Origin of the sequence: Phenylobacterium soli (assembly GCF_003254475.1) — a bacterium.
In the GTDB taxonomy this organism is placed as follows: Bacteria; Pseudomonadota; Alphaproteobacteria; order Caulobacterales; family Caulobacteraceae; genus Phenylobacterium; species Phenylobacterium soli.
Genome location: NZ_QFYQ01000001.1, coordinates 1,507,273 through 1,525,449, shown reverse-complemented (window position 1 = coordinate 1,525,449; position 18,177 = coordinate 1,507,273). Strand labels below are relative to the sequence as shown.

General features: G+C 69.8%; 17 protein-coding genes. 9 read left to right on the top strand and 8 right to left on the bottom strand.

Annotated features, from left to right (window positions below; all coding sequences use genetic code 11):
• Positions 1-193 precede the first annotated feature (193 nt).
• Positions 194-586 carry a hypothetical protein gene (locus tag DJ017_RS07600; RefSeq protein WP_111528145.1) on the top strand — a complete coding sequence of 131 codons (393 nt, stop codon included), beginning with the start codon at positions 194-196 and terminating at the stop codon, positions 584-586.
• Positions 587-605: 19 nt separating this feature from the next.
• Here the strand turns inward: DJ017_RS07600 and xth are convergent, their stop codons facing one another.
• The gene (gene xth / locus DJ017_RS07595; protein WP_111530013.1) at positions 606-1,382 is read right to left on the bottom strand and encodes an exodeoxyribonuclease III; all 777 of its coding nucleotides are present in this window, start codon (positions 1,380-1,382) and stop codon (positions 606-608) included.
• A gap of 107 nt (positions 1,383-1,489) precedes the next feature.
• On the opposite strand from xth, the gene DJ017_RS07590 reads away from it, so the two are divergent.
• Entirely contained in the window at positions 1,490-1,936 is a 447-nt protein-coding gene (locus DJ017_RS07590; RefSeq protein ID WP_111528144.1) for a pyridoxamine 5'-phosphate oxidase family protein, read from the top strand.
• A 7-nt stretch (positions 1,937-1,943) separates the two neighbouring features.
• Here the strand turns inward: DJ017_RS07590 and DJ017_RS07585 are convergent, their stop codons facing one another.
• Positions 1,944-3,095 (bottom strand): saccharopine dehydrogenase family protein, encoded by a 1,152-nt coding sequence (locus DJ017_RS07585; RefSeq protein ID WP_111528143.1) that lies wholly within the window; start codon positions 3,093-3,095, stop codon positions 1,944-1,946.
• A gap of 103 nt (positions 3,096-3,198) precedes the next feature.
• Here DJ017_RS07585 and DJ017_RS07580 point away from each other — a divergent pair, with 103 nt between their 5' ends.
• Both DJ017_RS07580 and pdeM read left to right on the top strand, forming a co-directional pair.
• Positions 3,199-5,664, top strand: a complete 2,466-nt coding sequence (locus DJ017_RS07580) for a ligase-associated DNA damage response DEXH box helicase (RefSeq protein ID WP_111530012.1) — start codon at positions 3,199-3,201, stop codon at positions 5,662-5,664.
• The gene (pdeM, locus tag DJ017_RS07575) at positions 5,661-6,383 is read left to right on the top strand and encodes a ligase-associated DNA damage response endonuclease PdeM (RefSeq protein ID WP_227000061.1); all 723 of its coding nucleotides are present in this window, start codon (positions 5,661-5,663) and stop codon (positions 6,381-6,383) included. The genes DJ017_RS07580 and pdeM overlap by 4 nt, the downstream gene beginning before the upstream one ends.
• 32 nt (positions 6,384-6,415) lie before the next feature.
• Here pdeM and DJ017_RS07570 read toward each other — a convergent pair whose 3' ends face one another.
• Together DJ017_RS07570 and DJ017_RS07565 are read right to left on the bottom strand one after the other, a co-directional pair.
• Positions 6,416-7,108: a VOC family protein gene (locus tag DJ017_RS07570; RefSeq protein ID WP_111528142.1), complete on the bottom strand. Its 693-nt coding sequence runs from the start codon at positions 7,106-7,108 to the stop codon at positions 6,416-6,418.
• Positions 7,105-7,770, bottom strand: coding sequence for a TetR/AcrR family transcriptional regulator (locus DJ017_RS07565; protein WP_165830560.1), 666 nt, complete (start codon positions 7,768-7,770; stop codon positions 7,105-7,107). Before DJ017_RS07565 ends, DJ017_RS07570 begins: the two co-directional genes overlap by 4 nt.
• A gap of 100 nt (positions 7,771-7,870) precedes the next feature.
• Here DJ017_RS07565 and DJ017_RS07560 point away from each other — a divergent pair, with 100 nt between their 5' ends.
• Entirely contained in the window at positions 7,871-9,022 is a 1,152-nt protein-coding gene (locus DJ017_RS07560) for an alpha/beta hydrolase family protein (RefSeq protein WP_111528140.1), read from the top strand.
• A 6-nt stretch (positions 9,023-9,028) separates the two neighbouring features.
• On the opposite strand, the gene DJ017_RS07555 is transcribed toward DJ017_RS07560, so the two are convergent.
• Entirely contained in the window at positions 9,029-9,622 is a 594-nt protein-coding gene (locus DJ017_RS07555; protein ID WP_227000060.1) for a DUF4168 domain-containing protein, read from the bottom strand.
• A 134-nt stretch (positions 9,623-9,756) separates the two neighbouring features.
• Here DJ017_RS07555 and DJ017_RS07550 point away from each other — a divergent pair, with 134 nt between their 5' ends.
• On the top strand, positions 9,757-10,146 hold the full coding sequence (locus DJ017_RS07550) for an NUDIX domain-containing protein (protein ID WP_111528138.1): 390 nt from the start codon (positions 9,757-9,759) through the stop codon (positions 10,144-10,146).
• Here DJ017_RS07550 and DJ017_RS07545 read toward each other — a convergent pair.
• Together DJ017_RS07545 and DJ017_RS07540 are read right to left on the bottom strand one after the other, a co-directional pair.
• Positions 10,143-10,610, bottom strand: coding sequence for a DUF3429 domain-containing protein (locus tag DJ017_RS07545; protein ID WP_165830559.1), 468 nt, complete (start codon positions 10,608-10,610; stop codon positions 10,143-10,145). The two genes, DJ017_RS07550 and DJ017_RS07545, sit on opposite strands and share 4 nt — an antisense overlap.
• A 109-nt stretch (positions 10,611-10,719) precedes the next feature.
• Positions 10,720-13,290, bottom strand: coding sequence for a peptidoglycan-binding protein (locus DJ017_RS07540; protein ID WP_133255407.1), 2,571 nt, complete (start codon positions 13,288-13,290; stop codon positions 10,720-10,722).
• Between the two features lie 290 nt (positions 13,291-13,580).
• Between DJ017_RS07540 and DJ017_RS07535 the strand changes: the two genes are divergently transcribed.
• Positions 13,581-13,784, top strand: coding sequence for a hypothetical protein (locus tag DJ017_RS07535; RefSeq protein WP_111528135.1), 204 nt, complete (start codon positions 13,581-13,583; stop codon positions 13,782-13,784).
• On the opposite strand, the gene DJ017_RS07530 is transcribed toward DJ017_RS07535, so the two are convergent.
• Positions 13,713-15,446, bottom strand: a complete 1,734-nt coding sequence (locus DJ017_RS07530) for a GNAT family N-acetyltransferase (protein WP_111528134.1) — start codon at positions 15,444-15,446, stop codon at positions 13,713-13,715. The two genes, DJ017_RS07535 and DJ017_RS07530, sit on opposite strands and share 72 nt — an antisense overlap.
• Positions 15,447-15,615: 169 nt before the next feature.
• Here DJ017_RS07530 and DJ017_RS07525 point away from each other — a divergent pair, with 169 nt between their 5' ends.
• On the top strand, positions 15,616-16,836 hold the full coding sequence (locus DJ017_RS07525) for an acyl-CoA dehydrogenase family protein (protein ID WP_111528133.1): 1,221 nt from the start codon (positions 15,616-15,618) through the stop codon (positions 16,834-16,836).
• Between the two features lie 76 nt (positions 16,837-16,912).
• A complete protein-coding gene (locus DJ017_RS07520; RefSeq protein WP_111528132.1) occupies positions 16,913-18,124 on the top strand; it encodes an acyl-CoA dehydrogenase family protein in 1,212 nt (403 codons plus the stop codon).
• Positions 18,125-18,177: the final 53 nt, after the last annotated feature.

The following is an 18,177-nucleotide window of genomic DNA, read 5'->3' as shown; positions in this document are numbered from 1 at the left end:
CGCCAGCCCGGACGCCGCGAAGGCGCGATAGAACCCGACCCCTGACGCCGGCGCAACGGCCATGCTCAGACCAACGCTATGCGACAATCCGAGGGGCGAAGCTGACGGGGCCGTTCAGCGAGGGTTCAGCCCGGCGGTGTTCCCATGGCCGCACGATCCGGCGCAGGCGCCGGAACGAGTGGAGTCGAGATCGATGCGCAAAGCTCTGGCCGCCGGGATGGCGGCGCTCACCTTCGGCGGCGCGGTGGCCGCGGCCGCCCTGCCCACCACCGCCAGCGCGCGAGAATGGCGTGGCGGCTACGGCTATGACGGCGGCTGGAATCGCGGCCGCGACTGGAACCGCGACTGGGATCGTCACCACAACCGCGGCAACGACGCGGCGGCGGCCGCCCTGGTCGCCGGCATCGCCGGCCTCGCCATCGGCGCCGCCCTGTCCGACAACCATTCCCGCAGCTATTCGTCGGGCTACTACGACCGGGGCTACTACGACTACGGCTATTACCCGCGGGTCTGCGAGAGCCGCCGGTGGGTGTGGGACCCTTACATCGGCCGCCGGGTGATGGTGACTAGCCATTACGAGTGCTGAGCCTGAGAAGGCCGAGCTCCTAGTCGGGCGCGAGCTCGATCCACGTCGGGGCGTGGTCGCTGGTCTTCTCCCAGCTGCGCACCTGCCGGTCGACGCCGGCGGCGCGTAGCCGCGGAGCCAGTCCTGGGCTGAGCAACAGGTGATCGATGCGCAGCCCGGCATCGCGGCCGAATGCGTTCCGGAAGTAATCCCAGAAGGTGTAGATCCGCTCCCCCGGATGGAGGGCGCGCAGGGCGTCGGTCCAGCCCTGCGCCACCAGGTCGGCATAGGCGTTGCGCACCTCCGGGCGGAACAAGGCGTCGTCCAGCCAGCGCTCCGGCTTATAGACGTCGAGGTCGGTGGGCATGACGTTGTAGTCCCCTGCGAGGACGACCGGCGCGCCGTGGTCGAGAAGGCTCCGCGCGTGTCTGGACAGCCGCTCGAACCAGCGCAGCTTGTAGTCCAACTTGGGCCCAGGCGCGGGATTGCCGTTGGGCAGATAGAGGCAGCCCACCACCAGCCCGCCGACCGCCGCCTCGATGTAGCGGCTGTGGCTGTCGTCGGCTTCGCCCGGCAGCCCGCGGCGGGTCTCCACCGGCTGGGCGCCGCGGGCCAGGATGGCGACGCCGTTCCAGCTCTTCTGGCCGTGCCAGATGGCGCCGTAGCCGGCCCGTTCGATGGCGGCCTGCGGGAACTTCTCGTCCGGAGCCTTCAACTCCTGCAGGCAGGCCACGTCGGGAGCGGCCTCCTTCAGCCAGCGCAGCAGGACAGGCAGGCGCCCATTGACCCCGTTCACATTGTAGGTGGCGATCTTCATGGCGGCTGAAACGCCCAACACGCGCATGAGCGCCCGGCCGCGTTGAGCCAGCGCAAGGCGCCCGTTCGATCTCCGCCTAACCTGCCTCGTCGAAACGGAGGTCGCCCATGTCCGAAAGTATGAAAGGCGAGATCGCGGAAATCCTGCGGGCAGGAAACGATCTGACCATCGCCACCCTTCGCGCCGACGGCGCGCCGCAGGCGACGACCGTGAGCTACGTGAGCGACGGGCTCGACATCTTCTTCGGCTGCGCGGCGGACTCACCGAAGGCCCAGAACCTGGCGCGTGACCCCCGCGTGTCGCTGACTGTGAACCTGCCCTACGAAGACTGGGGCCAGATCCGCGGCGTCTCCCTGTTCGGACGGGCGCGGCGCATCACCGACGTCGACGAGCTCGCGCGGGTCGGCGCGCTGTTCGTCGCCAAGTTTCCCCAGATCGGGGACGCCCTGCCGAGCGACCCGAACGTGATGGCGCTGTTCTGCATCACGCCCGAGGTCGTCTCGGTCCTCGATTACCGCAAGGGTTTCGGCCACACCGAGTTGGTGACCCTCTAGCCCTGGGCTAGCTTTCGACGGTGAAGGTGAAGCCGGCGTTCTGCTCCAGGCGCTTGACCAGCTTGTCCTGCATGGCCGCACCGGGCGTCCAGACGCCGCCCGGCGTCGTAGGGCAGTCCTCGATCAGGCAGAGGGCGCTCTCGGCGATCATCTTCGAGGTCGAGCCGTAGCCCGGGTCCTTGTCGCCCTTGACCGAGACCTTCACCTGGCGGCCATCGGCGCCGAGGCCGATGAAGACCACGTCGAAGAAGCCGGTCTCCCGCTCCTCCTTGGTCGGTCCTTCGCCGGGCTTCGGCCCGCCCTGGCCGAGCGCCGTGAACTCGGTCGGCTGACCGGGCACAACGATCGTCATCTCGTCGTAGACGAAGTCCTCGCCATAGGGATGGCCCATCAGGAAGTTCGAGCGGTGGACGTTCTTGGTGTTGATGGCCGCCATCATGAACGGCCCCACATCGGCTCCGACGTCCTCGTCATGCTGGACCTGGTTGCCGGCCGGTTGCTCCGGCCCCTGGAAACCCGGGGTCAGCGAGAACGGGTTCATCAGGATCGGTAGGACCGAGGGGTCCTTCTGGACGGCCGCCATGGTCGCCGCGCCGGAGGCGGCCGTACCGCCGGAAAGGCCGCCCTTGATCGCACGCACCCGGCCCTTCACGCGCGCGACCGGCGCGCCGAGCTTGGCCTTGGCGGTCTCCTCGCAGAAGTAGACGCCGATCTCGAAGGGGATGGAGTCGAAGCCGCAGGACAGGCAGATGCGCGCCCCGCTCTTCTTCGCCGTGGCGTCGTGGGCGGCGATGACCTTGGCCATCCAGTTCACCTCGCCGCAGAGGTCGAGGTAGTCGGTCCCGGCCGCGGCGCAGGCGGCGACCAGGGCGTCGCCATAGAGCTGATAGGGCCCGACCGTGGTGATCACCGCCTTGGCGCGGCGGACCATCGCCTCCAGCGAGGCGGTGTCGTCGGCGTCTGCCACCACGAGCGGGGTGTCCTTGGGCGCGCCGATCGCGTCGCGGACTTCGGCGAGCTTGGCCGCGCTGCGGCCGGCCATCGCCCACTTCACCGCCCCGCCGACGCCGTAGCGCTTGGCCAGGTGCTCGGCGACGAGGCGGCCGGTGTAGCCGCTGGCGCCATAGACGATGACGTCGAATTCCGCGTTGGGGTTCATGGCCGCCTGTTCCTGATTTCGAAGCGGCGCACCCTGCATCAATTTACGGAGTAAGCAAACTTGCAATCGACGAAACGGAACGGGAACATGCTATAGGCGGATGATGGCTGACGCGGGCGCCAACCTTCCCGATCTGTTGCCGCCCAGGTTCCAGGCCTGGTTCGAGGCGCGTGGCTGGAGCCCGCGCAGTCACCAGCTGGCGATGATCGAAAAGGGGCGCGAGGGGAAGGATGCTCTGCTGATCGCCCCCACCGGCGGGGGCAAGACCCTGGCCGGCTTCCTGCCCTCGCTGATCGAGCTCTCCGAACGTGCGCCGGCCAACACCGCGGGCGGCCTTCACACCATCTACATCTCGCCGCTGAAGGCGCTGGCGGTGGACGTGGAGCGCAACCTGATGGCGCCGATCCTCCAGATGTGCCTGCCCGTCACCGCCGAGAGCCGCACCGGCGACACTGGCGTTTCCCGCCGCCAGCGCCAACGGATCAAGCCGCCGGAGATCCTGCTGACCACGCCCGAGCAGCTGGCCCTGCTGTGCGCGTGGGAGGGCTCGCGCGGGCTGTTCGAGAGCCTGCGCTGCGTGATCCTCGACGAGATCCACACCCTGCATGCGTCCAAGCGCGGCGACCTGCTGGCGCTCGACCTGGCGCGGCTGTCGCAGCTCGCGCCGAACATGCGTCGGGTCGGCCTCTCGGCGACCGTGGACGATCCCGAGGTCATCAAGCGCTGGATGGCGGGGCCGAAGGGACCCGAGGCCATCGATCTCGTCGTCGGCCCCGCGGGGGCGCCGCCGATCGTCGACATGCTGCTGTCGGAGGGGCGGGTGCCCTGGGCCGGTCACACCGCCCAGCACGCCATGGAAGAGGTCTATGAGGCGATCAAGCGCTCGAAGACGGCGCTGGTGTTCGTCAACACCCGCTTCCAGGCGGAGTTCGCGTTCCAGGAGCTGTGGCGGCTGAACGAGGACGCCCTGCCGATCGCCCTACACCACGGCAGCCTGGCGGCCGAGCAGCGGCGCAAAGTCGAGGCGGCGATGGCCAGGGGCGAGCTGCGCGCCGTGGTCTGCACCTCGACCCTCGACCTCGGCATCGACTGGGGCGACGTGGACCTCGTGATCCAGCTGGCTTCGCCCAAGGGCGCAGCGCGCATGGTGCAGCGGATCGGCCGGGCGAACCATCGGCTGGACGAGCCCTCCCGCGCCCTGTTCGTGCCGGCGAACCGCTTCGAGATGCTGGAGTGCCAGGCCGCGCGCGAGGCGATCGCCCAGAACGTGCTCGACGGCGATCCGCCCCGCGAGGGGGCGCTGGACGTGCTGGCCCAGCACGTCATGGGCTGCGCCTGTTCCGAGCCCTTCGACATGCTGCAGCTCTATGACGAGGTGACGACCGCCGGCCCCTATCGCGACCTCGCCTGGGAAGACTTCGAGCAGGTGGTCGATTTCGTCTCCACGGGCGGCTACGCGCTCAAGACCTACGACCGCTTCCGCCGGATCGTGAAGACGCCCGAGGGGCTCTGGAAGGTGCGCAATCCCGAGACCGCCCAGCGCCACAGGCTCAACGTCGGAGCCATCGTCTCGCCGGCCATGCTCGCCGTGCGGATCGCCAGCCGTCGCGGACAGCCCGGCCGCAAGGTCGGCGAGATCGAAGAAGGCATGGTGGAGATGCTGGAGCCCGGCGACACCTTCGTTTTCGCCGGCCAGGTCTGGCGGCTCGCCGGGATCACCAATCTCGACGTCCTCGTGCAGCCGGCGGTCGACGCCGACGCCAAGATGCCCTCCTGGGGCGGTTCGAAGTTCGCGCTCTCCACCTTCCTGGCCAAGCGGGTGCGTCAGCTGATGACCGACCAGGAGCACTGGAAGGTGCTGCCCGCCGACGTGCGCGAGTGGCTGGAGGTCCAGCGCGACCGCTCGGTGATCCCGGGGGAGGACGAGATGCTGCTTGAGACCTTCCCGCGCGGGAAGCGTCACTTCATGGTCTGCTACCCCTTCGAGGGCCGGCTGGCGCACACCACCCTCGCCATGCTGCTGACCCGAAGGCTCGAGCGGGTGGGCGCGGCGCCGCTCGGCTTCGTGTGCAACGACTACGCCCTGGCGGTCTGGGCGCTCAATCCGCTGGACGGGCTCGATTTCGGCGAGCTGTTCGCCGAGGACATGCTGGGCGACGACCTCGAGGACTGGCTCGCCGAGAGCTTTATGATGAAGCGGGCCTTCAAGGGCTGCGCGATCATCGCCGGCCTCATCGAGCGCCGCTTCCCGGGGGACAAGCAGAAGACGGGCCGCCAGATCACCTTCTCCACCGACCTGATCTACGACGTGCTGCGCCGCCATCAGCCGGACCACCTGCTGCTGCGCTGCGCACGGGCGGATGCGGCGACCGGCCTCATCGACGTGGCGCGGCTGGCGCAGATGCTGGCGCGCATCCGCGGCCGGATCCGGCACGCTCGCCTCGATCACCTGTCGCCGTTCTCGGTGCCGATCCTGCTGGAGATCGGCAAGGAGCGGTCGCCGGGGCACGCCGGCGAGATCATGCTGGCCGAGGCGGAAGCCGACTTGATCGCCGAGGCCATCCAGTGAGCGAAGCCGCCTTCGTCTACGATTTCGCCGTCGCGCCCTGCGGCTCGCTGAAGGTGGCGGTCGGCGGGGCGGAAGCGACGCTGCGCGCTTCGGGGGCCATGTGGCTCGCGGTCGAGCAGACGCTGGTGGTCGCTGATCTGCACCTGGAGAAGGGGTCGTCCTACGCCGCCCGCGGCCAGATGCTGCCGCCCTACGACACCGCCGAGACCTTGGCGCGGCTCGGGGCCGAGGTGGCGGAGCTGGCGCCGGCCCGGGTGATCCTCCTGGGCGACACCTTCCACGACCGGCGCTCGGAGGACCGGCTTGCGGCCAGAGACGCCGCGAGTCTGACAGGCCTTGCCAAGGGACGAGAGCTGATCTGGGTGGTCGGTAACCACGACGCCGACGGACCTCAGGCGCTTCCCGGCCAGATCGTGGACGAGATCGTCGTCGCCGGCCTCACCCTTCGCCACGAGCCGGGAGAAGGACCGCAACGGGCCGAGGCGGCCGGCCACCTGCATCCAGCCGCCAAAGTGCGCGGTGCGCGCGGCTCCGTGCGGCGGCGCTGCTTCGTCACTGACGGTCAACGGGTCGTCCTGCCCGCCTTCGGCGCCTATGCCGGGGGGCTGAACGTGCGCGACGCGGCTTTCGCCGGCCTCTTCGCACGGCCGCCGATCGCCGGCGCCCTGGGCCGCGGGCGCGTGCACGCCATCGGCTGGAAGTCCCTAAGTCCCGACTAGACCAGAACCCCGCCCGTCGCAGGCACGCCGTGTCAGGCGGGCTCGCCGACCGGCGGGGCGCTGTAGGAGCCGGTCTGGGTGATGACTTCGTCGGGGGTCTGGAGGATCCGCTCATAGACCTCCTTCGGGTAGACCATGTGCGGCTTGGCGGGATCGTACGCCGGCTGCGGCACGGGCGAGGGACCGGCGTAGGCGGCCGGCGCCTTGTAGCGGGCGGCCTCATCGGCCGAGATGCCCGCCTTGGCCAGGGTCGTCGGGTCGATCCACATCTTCGGGTCCACCGCCTCCTGCGAGGTGGCGACCTCCAGCGTCATCTGGTCCGGGCCGGCGAAGTAGATCGACTTGCACATGCCGTGGTCGAGCGGCCCGATCACGTTGACGCCGTGGCTGCGGATCCGGTCGCGCATGGCGAGCAGCGCCGCTTCGCTCTCCACGCCGAACGCCAGGTGCTGCAGCGTGCCGGCGGCGCTGGGCAGGGCGCCGGAGCCGGAGTGGGTCTTGCCGATCTCGATCGGGATCTTGTCGACGTCCGGCAGCTGGACGATCGAGAAATAGGAGTGGTCGTTCAGCTTGAGAAAGGCGTGCAGGCCGCCGGGCACCCCATGCATGTCGAAGAGCGCCACGAGCGGGCAGCCCATGACCTGCGAGAAGAACTCGATGTGCTTCTTGATGTCGGCCGCCATGATGGCAAGGTGGTGGATGCCGTTCGGCTGTTGCTGGGTCATGACTGGGTCTCCAGGGCGGCTCTGCCCTTCTCGGTGAGGAAGCCTCCGAAGAGGGCGTCCAGAACCATTTCGTCGTGAGCGGCGCGGGCCGCGGCGGTCTCGGGATCGAGCCCGAAGCTGGTGCGCATCAGCGGGGCGAGGTTGATCACACCCACGGCCCCTGTGTGCAGGGTGATGACGAGCTGTTCGGGGGGATGGGCTTTGAGGTCGCCGGCGGCGATCGCCTCCCGGGCGACGGCGACGAGGCGGCGGTTGCGCGGGCCGATCAGGTGCTGATCAAGCCACTCCAGCCGCTCGCCGCCGGCCATGCCTTCGAGCATCACGATCCGCCCCAGCGCGGGGTGCTTCCAGCTGATCTGCAGGAACATGCGCATGGCCATGCGCAGCTGGACGATGGCCGGCGCATCGCGCGCGGCCGACATGGCCCGCTCTTCCTCGGCGATCACTGCGCCGAGCTCGAGCATGGCGCTGCGCCAGAGCGACGACTTATCCTGAAAGTGGTAGTGCAGCGTGGGCTGGGAGACCTTCGCCGCCTGAGCGATGCCGCCCATCGTGACCCGCTCGAAGCCGAGCCGGGAAAACTGGTCCAGCGCCACCTGACGGATCCGCGCGGCTGTGGCGCCACCCTTGGCGGTCGCGGCCGGAATGGCATGGATCGTCATCGAGATTGACTCTCCGATCAGATTTCCTGATTTCATAGTCAGAAATCGGGGGCGCGACAAGCCGCCGGCGGCACACGCGGAAAATCCAAGGGAGATCGGGATGGCGGTGGTTCGGGAGGCCTACGGCTTCGTCCACAAGGACACCAGCAAGCTGAAGGAGGTCTATGGCGGCCCGACCGGTCAGGTGTTCGTCGAGTGCATGCGCGTGCGCCCGGACACGGGCGAATCGAAGACCGTGATCCTGTTCAGCCATCCGGTGGGAGGTGGCGCGTTCCTGCCGCTGGTCACCGCCCTCGCACGCGCCGGGCGCCACGTCATCTACTGCAACCCCCGCTACCGCGGGAACGACACCGCCCTGATCATGGAGAAGTGCGTCCTCGACCTGGGCGCCTGCATCGCCGACCTGAAGCAGCGCTTCGGCTACGAGAAGGTGGTGCTCGGCGGCTGGTCCGGCGGCGGCTCGCTGTCGATGTTCTACCAGGACCAGGCGGAGCGCCCGACCATCACCCACACCCCGGCGGGAGATGAGGTCGACCTGGTCGGCGCGGGCCTGCAGCCGGCCGACGGCGTCCTGCTGCTGGCGGCCCATATCAGCCGCTCGGTGACCATGACCGAATGGATGGACCCCTCGATCCTCGACGAGAGCCGGCCCTTCGAGCGCGACCCCTCGCTCAACATCTACGACCCCGCCTGCCCCGACAAACCGCCCTATTCGGCCGAGTTCGTCGCCCGCTTCCGCGCCGGCCAGATCGCCCGCAACCGCCGGATCACCGCGTGGGCGAAGGATCAGCTGGCGCAGCTCAAGGCCCAGGGAGAGCCCGACGCGGAGCGCTGCTTCGTGGTCCAGGGCACCATGGCCGACGTCCGCTGGACCGATCCCAGCCAGGATCCGTCCGACCGCAAGCCCTACACCTGCTACCTGGGCGATCCGAAGATCGTGAACGACGGGCCGGTGGGCCTGGGCCGCTTCACCACCCTGCGCTCATGGCTCTCGCAGTGGAGCTACGACGAAAGCCGGGCGAACGGCGAGAAGAACGCCGCCCGCATCTCCTGCCCGGTGCTGGTGATCAACAACACCGCAGACCTCGCCTGCACGCCGAGCCACGCCCAGCGCCTGTTCGACGCCGTGGGCTCCAAGGACAAGTCGATCGTCCAGATCGAGGGCGCCGACCACTATTACGCAGACCGGCCGGACCTGCTGCCCAAGGCGACGACCGCGGTCGGCGACTGGCTCGACGCCCGGGGCTTCTAGCGCCCGTCATCGATGGCGCTTGCGGTGCGTCGTGGAGTGATGCGCCGTGGTCTTCTTGTGGCTCGTCGACCTGGCATGGCGGCTGGACGCGGCCTTGTGGCCGCGGCGCGAGGCGCGGCTCGCCTTGCCCTTGCGTGCATGGCTCTTCGAGGCCCGGCTCGAGGTGTGATGGACCGCCGGGCGGTAGCTCGAGGAATAGGAGCGCGCATACGCGTTGGGCGTATAGCCCGGGATCGCCGGCCGCTCGGCGCGGGCGTTGGCGAGATAGGGGTTGAGGCGGGCGGCGAGCTGCGGGTCCCCGCGCATGGCGTCGCCCATCTGGTTGTACTGTTCGACGCTCATGCCCGCGGCCTCGATGGCGCGGGCCTGGCCGGAGACGTCGCGCGGATCGACGAGCTGAAGATCGACGGTGGCGCGGGCGAAGGATCGCATCTGCGCCTCGCCGTAGGCCGGCGTGGGCGCGGCCGGGGCTGCGGCTGCGACGGGCGCCGCGGCAGGTTGGGAGGCCGGCGCAGGCTCCTGAGCGAGAACGGGCGTTGCGACCAGCATCGCGGCGGCCGCGACGAGCAGCCCCTTCTGAAGGCTCTTGGCGAGCGACATCTTCATGTTCCTCCGTGGCGCCCCAGCGCAGCCGGAGGCTAAGGCCGAGTCCCGGCCAAGGCCAACCACCGAGGCGCGGCCTTTCGTCTCCGGCCCTATGATCGGCTGTGGATTCGCCGGAGGAGGAACGGACGATGTGGCCCAAGGTCGGTGTCGGCGCGGCCATCCTGCGCGACGGCAAGCTGCTGCTGATCCGCCGGCTCAAGCCGCCGGAGGCCGGCTTCTGGAGCCTGCCCGGGGGCAAGGTCGATCCCTTCGAGACGGTGGAGGCCACGGCGCGGCGCGAGATCGCCGAGGAACTGGGCATCGAGCTGAAGGCGCTCAGTCTTCTTTGCGTGGTGGACCACATGGCCGACGACCAGCACTGGGTCGCCCCCACCTTCCTGGCTGAGGACTTCGACGGCGAGCCGAAGATCCTGGAGCCGGAGAAGCACGCCGAGTTCGGCTGGTTCGCCCTCGACGACCTGCCTTCGCCCGTCGCCCAGGCGGTGACGGCGACGAAGAAGGCCCTCGCCGGGCGCTAGGCGCGGAGCGCCTGGTCGAGGCAGACCGCCAGGGAGACGCAGGCCGCGGCGGTGATCGCGGTGGAGAGCTTGGGATAGCGCGCCGGCACGTCGGGCCCCTGATGGTCGAACAGCCACTGGAGCAGGAAGGCGGCGATGGCGCCGGTGAGGATCCAGGTGTCCGGGAACCGGTGACGCGCCAGCAGCAGCAGCCAGGCGGCGAGCGCCGATAGGACCGAGATCACCTGGCGATACCAGCGCGGCTGCGGCAGCAGGGTCTCCATGCCCCAGCGCACCCCGCCCAGGAACGACAGGACGACCGCCGTCCACGTCATGATCAGGGTAAGCGCCGGCCGGGCGATGTCTGGCGGGCCGTAGCCATAGGCGATGGCGGATGCTGGGAAAGGCGACAGCGCCAGGACCGCGATGGCCCAGAGCGCAAACGGCGGCGCCTCGTCGCGCGAGACGATGCGTGCCTCGTCCATCAGCATTCCGTCCCCCTGGGCCGCCCAACCGGCCGTCAGCGCGATGCGTGTCGCTGCCCAACGCATGGACCATGGCCGCGAAGGCCGTGGAGGTAAAGAGGCCGCAAAATCAGCGGGTGAAGACCGAGAGCTGCGAGACCGTGCTCGGGTCGAGCGCGCCAGTGGCCGGCAGGTCGTGGTCGCGCTGGAAGTTCTCGACCGCGACCTTGAACTCGCGCGACGGCGCCCCGGTGGCCGCGCCATGGTAGTAGCCGAGTTTGCCGAGGATGCGCTGGGCCATGGTCAGGGTCGCGCCGTGCGAAGCCTTGGCCTGGGGCGCGATCTCCGGCCTACGGGCGACGGGCTTGTAGGCGTCGGCCGCGCGCTCCGCGGCGGCGAGTTGGCTCGCCGGGAGCTTGGCCTCCAAATCCACCGCGTTGGCCCGGGCCTCGGCGTCGCCGCCATCGGCGGCGATGGCGAACCACTTGTAGGCTTCCGCCAGGTCGCGCTCGACGCCGGAGCCGGACTGGTAGAGCAGGCCGAGGTTGTACTGGCTGTCGACCACGCCCGCCTCGGCGGCCTTGCGGAACCAGCGGGCGGCGGCCGCCAGGTCCTGCGATCCGCCCTCCCCCCGGAAATAGTAGAGCGCCAGGTTGTGCATGGCCGACCGGTCACCGCCTTCGGCGGCCCGCTCGGTCCAGCGCCGCGCCTCAGCGGGGTTCTTCACCACCCCGGAGACGCCGGTCTCGTAGAGCTTGGCCAGATAGAACTGGGCCGGGGCGTAGCCGTCCTCGGCCACCGTCTTCAGCCGGGCGAGGCCGCCGGCCTGGCCGCTCTCGATGTCTCGCACGGCGGCGGCATAGTCCTGCGCCGGCTGCGGCCGGGCGGGCGTGAGTTCGGGAGCGACCTCGTCGCCGGTGGCCGGCGCCGTCGGCCCCAGCGGCTGGGGCGCCAAAGCCACGGCGGCCCGGGGGGCCGAGCCCGGCAGCGGGATCGAAGCGACCTGCGGCAGGGCGCCCGCGCCGGGGCCTTCCATCAGCACGACACCGGCCGCGCCGACGCTCAGGAAGGCCGCGCCGCCAGCCAGCATCAGGGCGGTCTGCCACGTGGAAGGGGGCCGCGCGCTGGTGCGGAAACCGAGTCCGCGGAACACGCGGCGCGCGCCGGGCCGGCCGGACGCGCGGCGGTCGCTGATGATCTGGGCCGCCTTAGGCGCCGCCGCTTCCGCCCGCGCGGCGATGCGCGCTTGCTCGATCACCTCGCGGGTCGAAAGCGGACGCCGCTCCTCACCGGCCGCCGCCCGGTCCTCGAAGTCCTCGTCGAGGTCGGCGTCGAGATCCTCGGGAAGCTCGGCGAGCGGTGCGAAATCGTCGGTCCCGACGCTGGCCAGGGCGTCGCCGGCGAAGGGCGCCGTGTCCTCGGCCATGTCGGGCGTGGCGGCTTCGGCGCGGGCGAAGAGCTCCGGCCCGAAGGGATGCACCGGCGGCGCGTCCTCGTCGGCGACCTCGGCCAGCCGCTCCCGGGCGCCGGCGAGCGAGGTCTCCAGATCCGACCTTGCGTCCTCCAGCCGCTCGCTGGCGCGTCTCTCGCTCTCGCGCAGGCGCTCGGCCAGGTCATTGGCCAGCCGCTCGTGGCGGTTCTCCATGCGCTCGGTGACGCGCGCCACCTGCTCGCCGACGTCGTCGATCGCCTGGGCGGTGCGGCGCTCCGACTGCACGATGCGATCGGTGAGCCGCTCGGTGACACGGCCGATCTCGGCGCCGAGCTTCTCCAGAGCGTCGGCCTGCGCCTGCTCGGTGCGCGAAAGGCGGTTCTCGACCACCGCCCCGATGCGAGCGATCTCGCCGCCCACCTGTTCGACGGCTGCGGCGCTGTTCTGCTCGGCGGCGTTGAGGCGGCGGTTGAGCGCCTCGGCCAGCGACAGGACCTCTTTGCCCATGCGCTCGATGGCCTGGGCGGAGCGCTGCTCGGCGGCGCGCACATGCTCGGCCATGTCGGCGAGGCGGAGTTCGACGCCGCCCGCGGACGTCGCCTGCAGACGCGCCACCGCTTCGGCGCGGGCGTCCTCCACCCGCTGGCCAAGCTCCGCGGCCAGGGCGTCGAGCCGGCGCTCGACGTCGAGACTGGCGCCGCCTTCAACCGAGCGAAGCCGATGGTCGAGGGCGGCAAGGGCGCCGCGCAGGCCCTCCAGGGCTTCGGTGGTGCGGCCCTCGGCCTCGGCGAGACGGTCCGACAGCCGCGCGACGACCTCTTCGGCGAGGCCCGCTTGGGACGGATAAGACTGCCCCGGCGCCTCGCCATAGACACCGAGGATGGCTTCGGCCGAACGCGGGCCGGCGACTTCGCGCAGACCTTGCTGGTCGATGCGCTCGGCCATGCCGTCGAGACGGCTGGAGACCGCCAGGCTCTCCCGCTCGGCGGCCTCGATGCGGGCGACGGCTTGGCGGACGGAATGCTCGATCCCGGCGATCGCCAAGCCCGTGCGCGTCTCCGAGGCTTCGATACGGTCGGTGAGCCGGTCGAGCGCGGTGGCGACGCGGGTGAGATCCGGGCCGGAGGAAATCGGCCCCGAGAGATCGCCCAGCTGGCCGCCGAGCGCCACGCTCGCGAAGCGCACGCGGGGCGCCTCCACTCGCGGGGCTTCGTAAGGACGGCGCGGCTGGTCCTGGATCTCGGCTTGGGAGGCGACCTCCTCGGGCACGTCGTCCTCGAGAATGATACGGTTAAGCCACTCGCCTAACGTCATTCCGGAACGGCGGGCAAGGTCCTTCGCGACCTCACGGGCCTTCGGGTCGATCCCTTTGACGCTCCAGGGCGCCCCCGCCGTCATCGAATCGTTCTCCAGGTCAGCTAGGACGCTAACCACCGATTCTTGGGGTGTAAACGCAACCGACACGCTAGATGTTGGGTCGGAGCGGCTTTTCTGTGGACGATGCCTGCAATCGGCGGTCGTGTTTTGCGGCCAGTGGCGCGGTGGGCTAGGGCTGCGCCATGAGCCTTTCTCTCACCCTCGCCCTCCTGGCCGGCTGCGTGGTCCTGGGCGCGTTCTGCGGCTGGCGGGGCGCCGCGCCGCCCAATCCGCACAAGGGACCCAGGCTGATCCCCTATCGCTTCCTGATGGCCCTATTTGGCGCCGTCGGGCTCTACCTTACCGCCCACGTGCTCAATCTGTTCGGCGTGATCACCGGGCGCTGAGGGCGTCTCCTCCGCCTTCTTCGGCCGTTTCGACAGCCCGGCGACGCCGCCGGACGAAAGCAGGCCCACGTCGGCCATCAAGAGGGGGATGGCCCACTTGTGCGCCGCGGCGATATAGCGCGGCTGCCAGACCGGGTCGTACTTGTCCTTGTACCGGCGCACGCCCTGGAAGTTGTAGATCTCCTCGCCGCGCTCGAAGAGCAGGTTGCCGACCCGCGACATGATGGGGGCGAGCGGCCGGTCCTCAAGGCCCGCCAGCGGCGCCATGCCGAACTCGAAAGCCGCGTAGCCCTGCTCCCGGCCCCAGGCGATCAGCTCGACGAAGAGGTAGTCCATGATGTTCTTTGGCGCGTCGTCGCCGTAGCGCATCAGGTCCATGGAGAAGGCCGACCGCGCCGCCGTGATCCAGATGTTGGCGAACGCCACCAGCCGTCCGTGGTCGCGCACCACCGCCACCGGGAACTCGGCGATGTACTCTGCGAAGAAGCCGCCCATGGAGAAGCCCTTCTCCCCGCCGGCGTGGTGCCCCAGCCATTCGTCCGAGATGCGCTGCAGCTCGGGCATCAGCGCCTGCAGGGCCTCGCCGGAGACCACCTCGAACGAGGCGCCCTCTTCCGCCGCCTTGCGCCAGGCGCGCCGCAGGTTGCCGCGCTTCCGACCCTCGATCGAGAAGGTCTCGAGCGGCACGGTGGCGCTCTCCCCCACCTTCTGAAGCGAGAAGCCGAGCTCGACCACGTCGGGCAGGTCGTCGGCCGCGAGGCCGTAGAAGCCCGGCCGGGCGGCATGGCTGTCGGCCAGCTCGCGGAACGACCAGAAGAGTTCGAGCCGCTCCTCGCGCCTGCCGACCGTCGAGCCCAGCGCGATCCAGCTGCGGCCCCGCACCCCGAACATCAGGAAGCTGTCGCCCGAGGCGGAGAACAGGAAGCGCTTATCGCCCAGCAGCGCCAGGTTGGACGACGGCTCGGCCGCCTCGGCGCGGGAGAGGATGTCGCGGACCTTCTCGTAGCCCGGATCGCGGGCGCCCGTGATCCTCGGCGTCGCGGCCGAGGCGAAGAGGCGCCACAGGCCGAAGGCGAACAGGGCCACCGCGGCCCCAGCCCAGGCGCGAACGGCTCGCTCGGCGTCGGCGTCGGCCATCACACGCCACCAGGGCATGTCCGCGTAGTCGGCGTGCTGGAACGACCAGAGGCCAAGGAGGCCCGCGCCGGCGACAGCGCAGGCCGCCGAAACCAGCCAGCCCGGGGTGATCTCCATCCGCGTCAGGCGCGCGCGCCGGGGAAAGGCGGCGCGGAACGGGAACAGCAGGACCGCCAGCGTGGCGAGCGCCGCCGTTTCCTCCCAGTTGAGTCCCTTCAGAAGCGAGAGCGGCGCGGCGACCAGCAGCACCACCATGGTCGCCGCCCAGGCGGCGTCCAGCCGGGCCCGCAGCCCGAAAGCCAGCAGCACCAGCCACAGGCCAAACAGGCTGGAGAGGAAGTGGCTGGCCTCGATGAGATAGACCGGGGCGACTTCCAGCAGGCGCATGAAGCGCACCGGCTCCGACGGCGTCGCGCCGGACGCCAGCAGCATGACCCCGGCGGCAAGGGTCAGCAAGGCTGCGCTCCAGGGCGCGGCGGCCAGGGCGGCGGGACGCAGATCCTTCAGATTGCGAAAGAGGTCCATCGATCCCCCTGGAACGCCCGGTCGAGGGCGACCCCATATAGCCCTGATTTGCGACGGCGCGCCTGCGACGTTGGGTAAATCCAAACAACTGTTTCGTTCCGCTTTTCTGGCGCAGACGGCGGCGCTAAGGTGGCGCGGATTTCCCATTGTCGATTGCGTGGAGGACGCCATGGCCGATTTCGGCGGCGCCGATCTTGAGGCTTTCCGCACGGAGGTGCGTGACTGGCTGGCGGCCAACTATCCGGCCGAACTCAAGGACCCCAACGCCAAGACGGACCCCGAAGCCGTCTGGGGCGGCCGCGCCTTCGACGGCGCGTCGGACCCGCAGGTCACCTGGATGCAGCGGATGGCCGAGAAAGGCTGGACCGCCCCGACCTGGCCCAAGGAGTACGGCGGCGGTGGCCTGAGCCCGGCCCAGGCCCGGGTGCTCGACCAGGAGCTGGCCGCCGGCCGCTATCGCCCGGCCCTGCTCTCGTTCGGCCTGTGGATGCTGGGTCCGGTGCTGCTCGAGTACGCCAACGAGGAGCAGAAGAAGGAGCACCTGCCCAGGATCATCCAGGGCAAAATCCGCTGGTGCCAGGGCTACTCCGAGCCGGGCGCCGGCTCCGACCTCGCCGGCCTGCAGACCAAGTGCGAGGACAAGGGCGACCACTGGCTGATCAACGGCTCGAAGATCTGGACCAGCTATGCCGACAAGGCCGACTGGTGCTTCTGTCTGGTGCGGACGGACCCGAGCAAGAAGCACGAGGGCATCTCCTTCGTGCTGATCGACATGAAGACGCCGGGCGTCGAGACGCGGCCGATCCGGCTGATCAGCGGCGAGAGCCCGTTCTGCGAGACCTTCTTCACCGACGTGAAGGTGCCGAAGGGCAACCTCGTGGGCCGGCTGAACGGCGGCTGGGAGATCGCCAAGCGCCTCCTTCAGTACGAGCGCCAGAACATCTCCGCCGGCTTCGGCGAGGGCGGCTCGGCGGGCGGCGCCTCGGGCGACCTGGCGCAGATCGCCAAGACCTACCTCGGCCTCGAGGGCGGGCGGCTGGCCGACATCGACCTGCGCCGGCGGATCACCGAGAACAAGATGAACTTCCAGGCCCTGCGGCAGACCATCGCCCGCTCGGCGGCGGAATCGAAGGCCGGCAACGGTCCCTCGGCGACCACCTCGATCATCAAGTACGCGGCCGCCGAGTTCGCCAAGGAGCGCTCCGAGCTGATGGTCGAGGCGCTGGGCAACCAGGGCCTCGGCTGGGAGGGCGAAGGCTTCGCCCCGCTGGAGCTCACCGCGGTGCGCGGCTGGCTGCGGACCAAGGCCAACTCCATCGAGGGCGGCACCTCGGAGATCAATCTGAACGTGATCTCCAAGCGGGTGCTGGGGCTTCCCGACCCGAAGTAGGACCACTCACCAAGGCGTCGCCCTCATTGCTCGGGCGACGCCTTTTTCACGAACGATTTCGACGAGAGAATTTCCCATGGCGGATTTCGGCGGCGCGGATCTGGAGACCTTCCGGTCGGAGGCGCGGGAGTGGCTGAAGGCCAACTTTCCCAAGGCCCTGGCCCACGACTACGACACCCAGCTCGCCAAGCTGCAGGCGCGCCCCGAAACGCCCGAGGCCAAGGCCTGGCGCGAGGCGCTCGGCAAGAAGGGCTGGGGCACGCCCACCTGGCCGAAAGAGTACGGCGGCGGCGGACTGTCCCGCGCCGAGGCCAAGGTGCTCGCCGAGGAGATGGCCGCCGTCGGCGCCCGCAGCCCGATCGGCGGCATGGGCGTGGCCTTCTTCGGCCCGACCCTGCTCGAATACGGCTCGGAAGAGCTGAAACGTGAGCACCTGCCGGGCATCATCATGGGCGAGGTGTGGTGGTGCCAGGGCTATTCCGAGCCCGGCTCCGGCTCGGACCTCGCCTCCCTGCAGACCTTCGCCGAGGACAAGGGCGACCACTTCCTCGTTAACGGGTCGAAGGTGTGGACGAGCGGCGCCCAGCACGCCGACCGGTGCTACTGCCTGGTGCGGACCGACAAGGCGAAGAAGCACGAGGGGATCAGCTTCCTGCTGATCGACATGAAGGCGCAGGGCGTCGAGGTGCGGCCGATCAAGCTGATCAACGGCACCTCGCCCTTCTGCGAGACCTTCTTCACCAATGTGAAGGTGCCGAAGGATCAGCTGTTCGGCCCGCTGAACGGCGGCTGGACGGTGGCCAAGCGGCTGATGCAGTTCGAGCGGGACTCGATCGCCGGCAGCCTCGGCGGCGGCAACATCGGCCAGACCGTGGCCATGCCGACCATCCCCGAAGCGGCCAAGGCCTACGTCGGCGTCGACGAGACCGGCCGCATCGCCGATGCGGACCTGCGCCGGCGGATCACCGAGCACCTGATGGACAACCGCGCCTTCCAGCTGACCATGAGGCGGGCGGCGGACGAGGCGAAGGGCTCGGGCGGCCCCTCGAACGCCGCGGCGATCATGAAGTACGCCGGCGCCAAGGTCGCCCAGGAGCGCAACGAGCTGATGCTCGAGGCCATGGGCAATCAGGGCCTCGGCTGGGAGGGCGAGGGCTTCACCGAGCAGGAGCTGGCCGCGGTGCGCACCATGCTGCGCTCGAAGGCCAACTCGATCGAAGGCGGCACCTCGGAGATCAACCTCAACATCGTCTCCAAGCGCGTCCTCGGCCTGCCCGACCCGAAATGATGCGGGCCCCGATCTGAAGTCAGTGTTGACTCCAGAGCGGGATGGCGCGGGAC

Coding starts and splice junctions, on each gene's coding strand:
- DJ017_RS07600 (WP_111528145.1), top strand. CDS start 194: ATGCGCAAAGCTCTGGCCGCCGGGATGGCGGCGCTCACCTTCGGCGGC.
- xth (WP_111530013.1), bottom strand. CDS start 1,382: ATGAAGATCGCCACCTACAATGTGAACGGGGTCAATGGGCGCCTGCCT.
- DJ017_RS07590 (WP_111528144.1), top strand. CDS start 1,490: ATGTCCGAAAGTATGAAAGGCGAGATCGCGGAAATCCTGCGGGCAGGA.
- DJ017_RS07585 (WP_111528143.1), bottom strand. CDS start 3,095: ATGAACCCCAACGCGGAATTCGACGTCATCGTCTATGGCGCCAGCGGC.
- DJ017_RS07580 (WP_111530012.1), top strand. CDS start 3,199: ATGGCTGACGCGGGCGCCAACCTTCCCGATCTGTTGCCGCCCAGGTTC.
- DJ017_RS07570 (WP_111528142.1), bottom strand. CDS start 7,108: ATGACCCAGCAACAGCCGAACGGCATCCACCACCTTGCCATCATGGCG.
- DJ017_RS07565 (WP_165830560.1), bottom strand. CDS start 7,770: ATGACGATCCATGCCATTCCGGCCGCGACCGCCAAGGGTGGCGCCACA.
- DJ017_RS07560 (WP_111528140.1), top strand. CDS start 7,871: ATGGCGGTGGTTCGGGAGGCCTACGGCTTCGTCCACAAGGACACCAGC.
- DJ017_RS07555 (WP_227000060.1), bottom strand. CDS start 9,622: ATGTCGCTCGCCAAGAGCCTTCAGAAGGGGCTGCTCGTCGCGGCCGCC.
- DJ017_RS07550 (WP_111528138.1), top strand. CDS start 9,757: ATGTGGCCCAAGGTCGGTGTCGGCGCGGCCATCCTGCGCGACGGCAAG.
- DJ017_RS07545 (WP_165830559.1), bottom strand. CDS start 10,610: ATGGACGAGGCACGCATCGTCTCGCGCGACGAGGCGCCGCCGTTTGCG.
- DJ017_RS07535 (WP_111528135.1), top strand. CDS start 13,581: ATGAGCCTTTCTCTCACCCTCGCCCTCCTGGCCGGCTGCGTGGTCCTG.
- DJ017_RS07530 (WP_111528134.1), bottom strand. CDS start 15,446: ATGGACCTCTTTCGCAATCTGAAGGATCTGCGTCCCGCCGCCCTGGCC.
- DJ017_RS07525 (WP_111528133.1), top strand. CDS start 15,616: ATGGCCGATTTCGGCGGCGCCGATCTTGAGGCTTTCCGCACGGAGGTG.
- DJ017_RS07520 (WP_111528132.1), top strand. CDS start 16,913: ATGGCGGATTTCGGCGGCGCGGATCTGGAGACCTTCCGGTCGGAGGCG.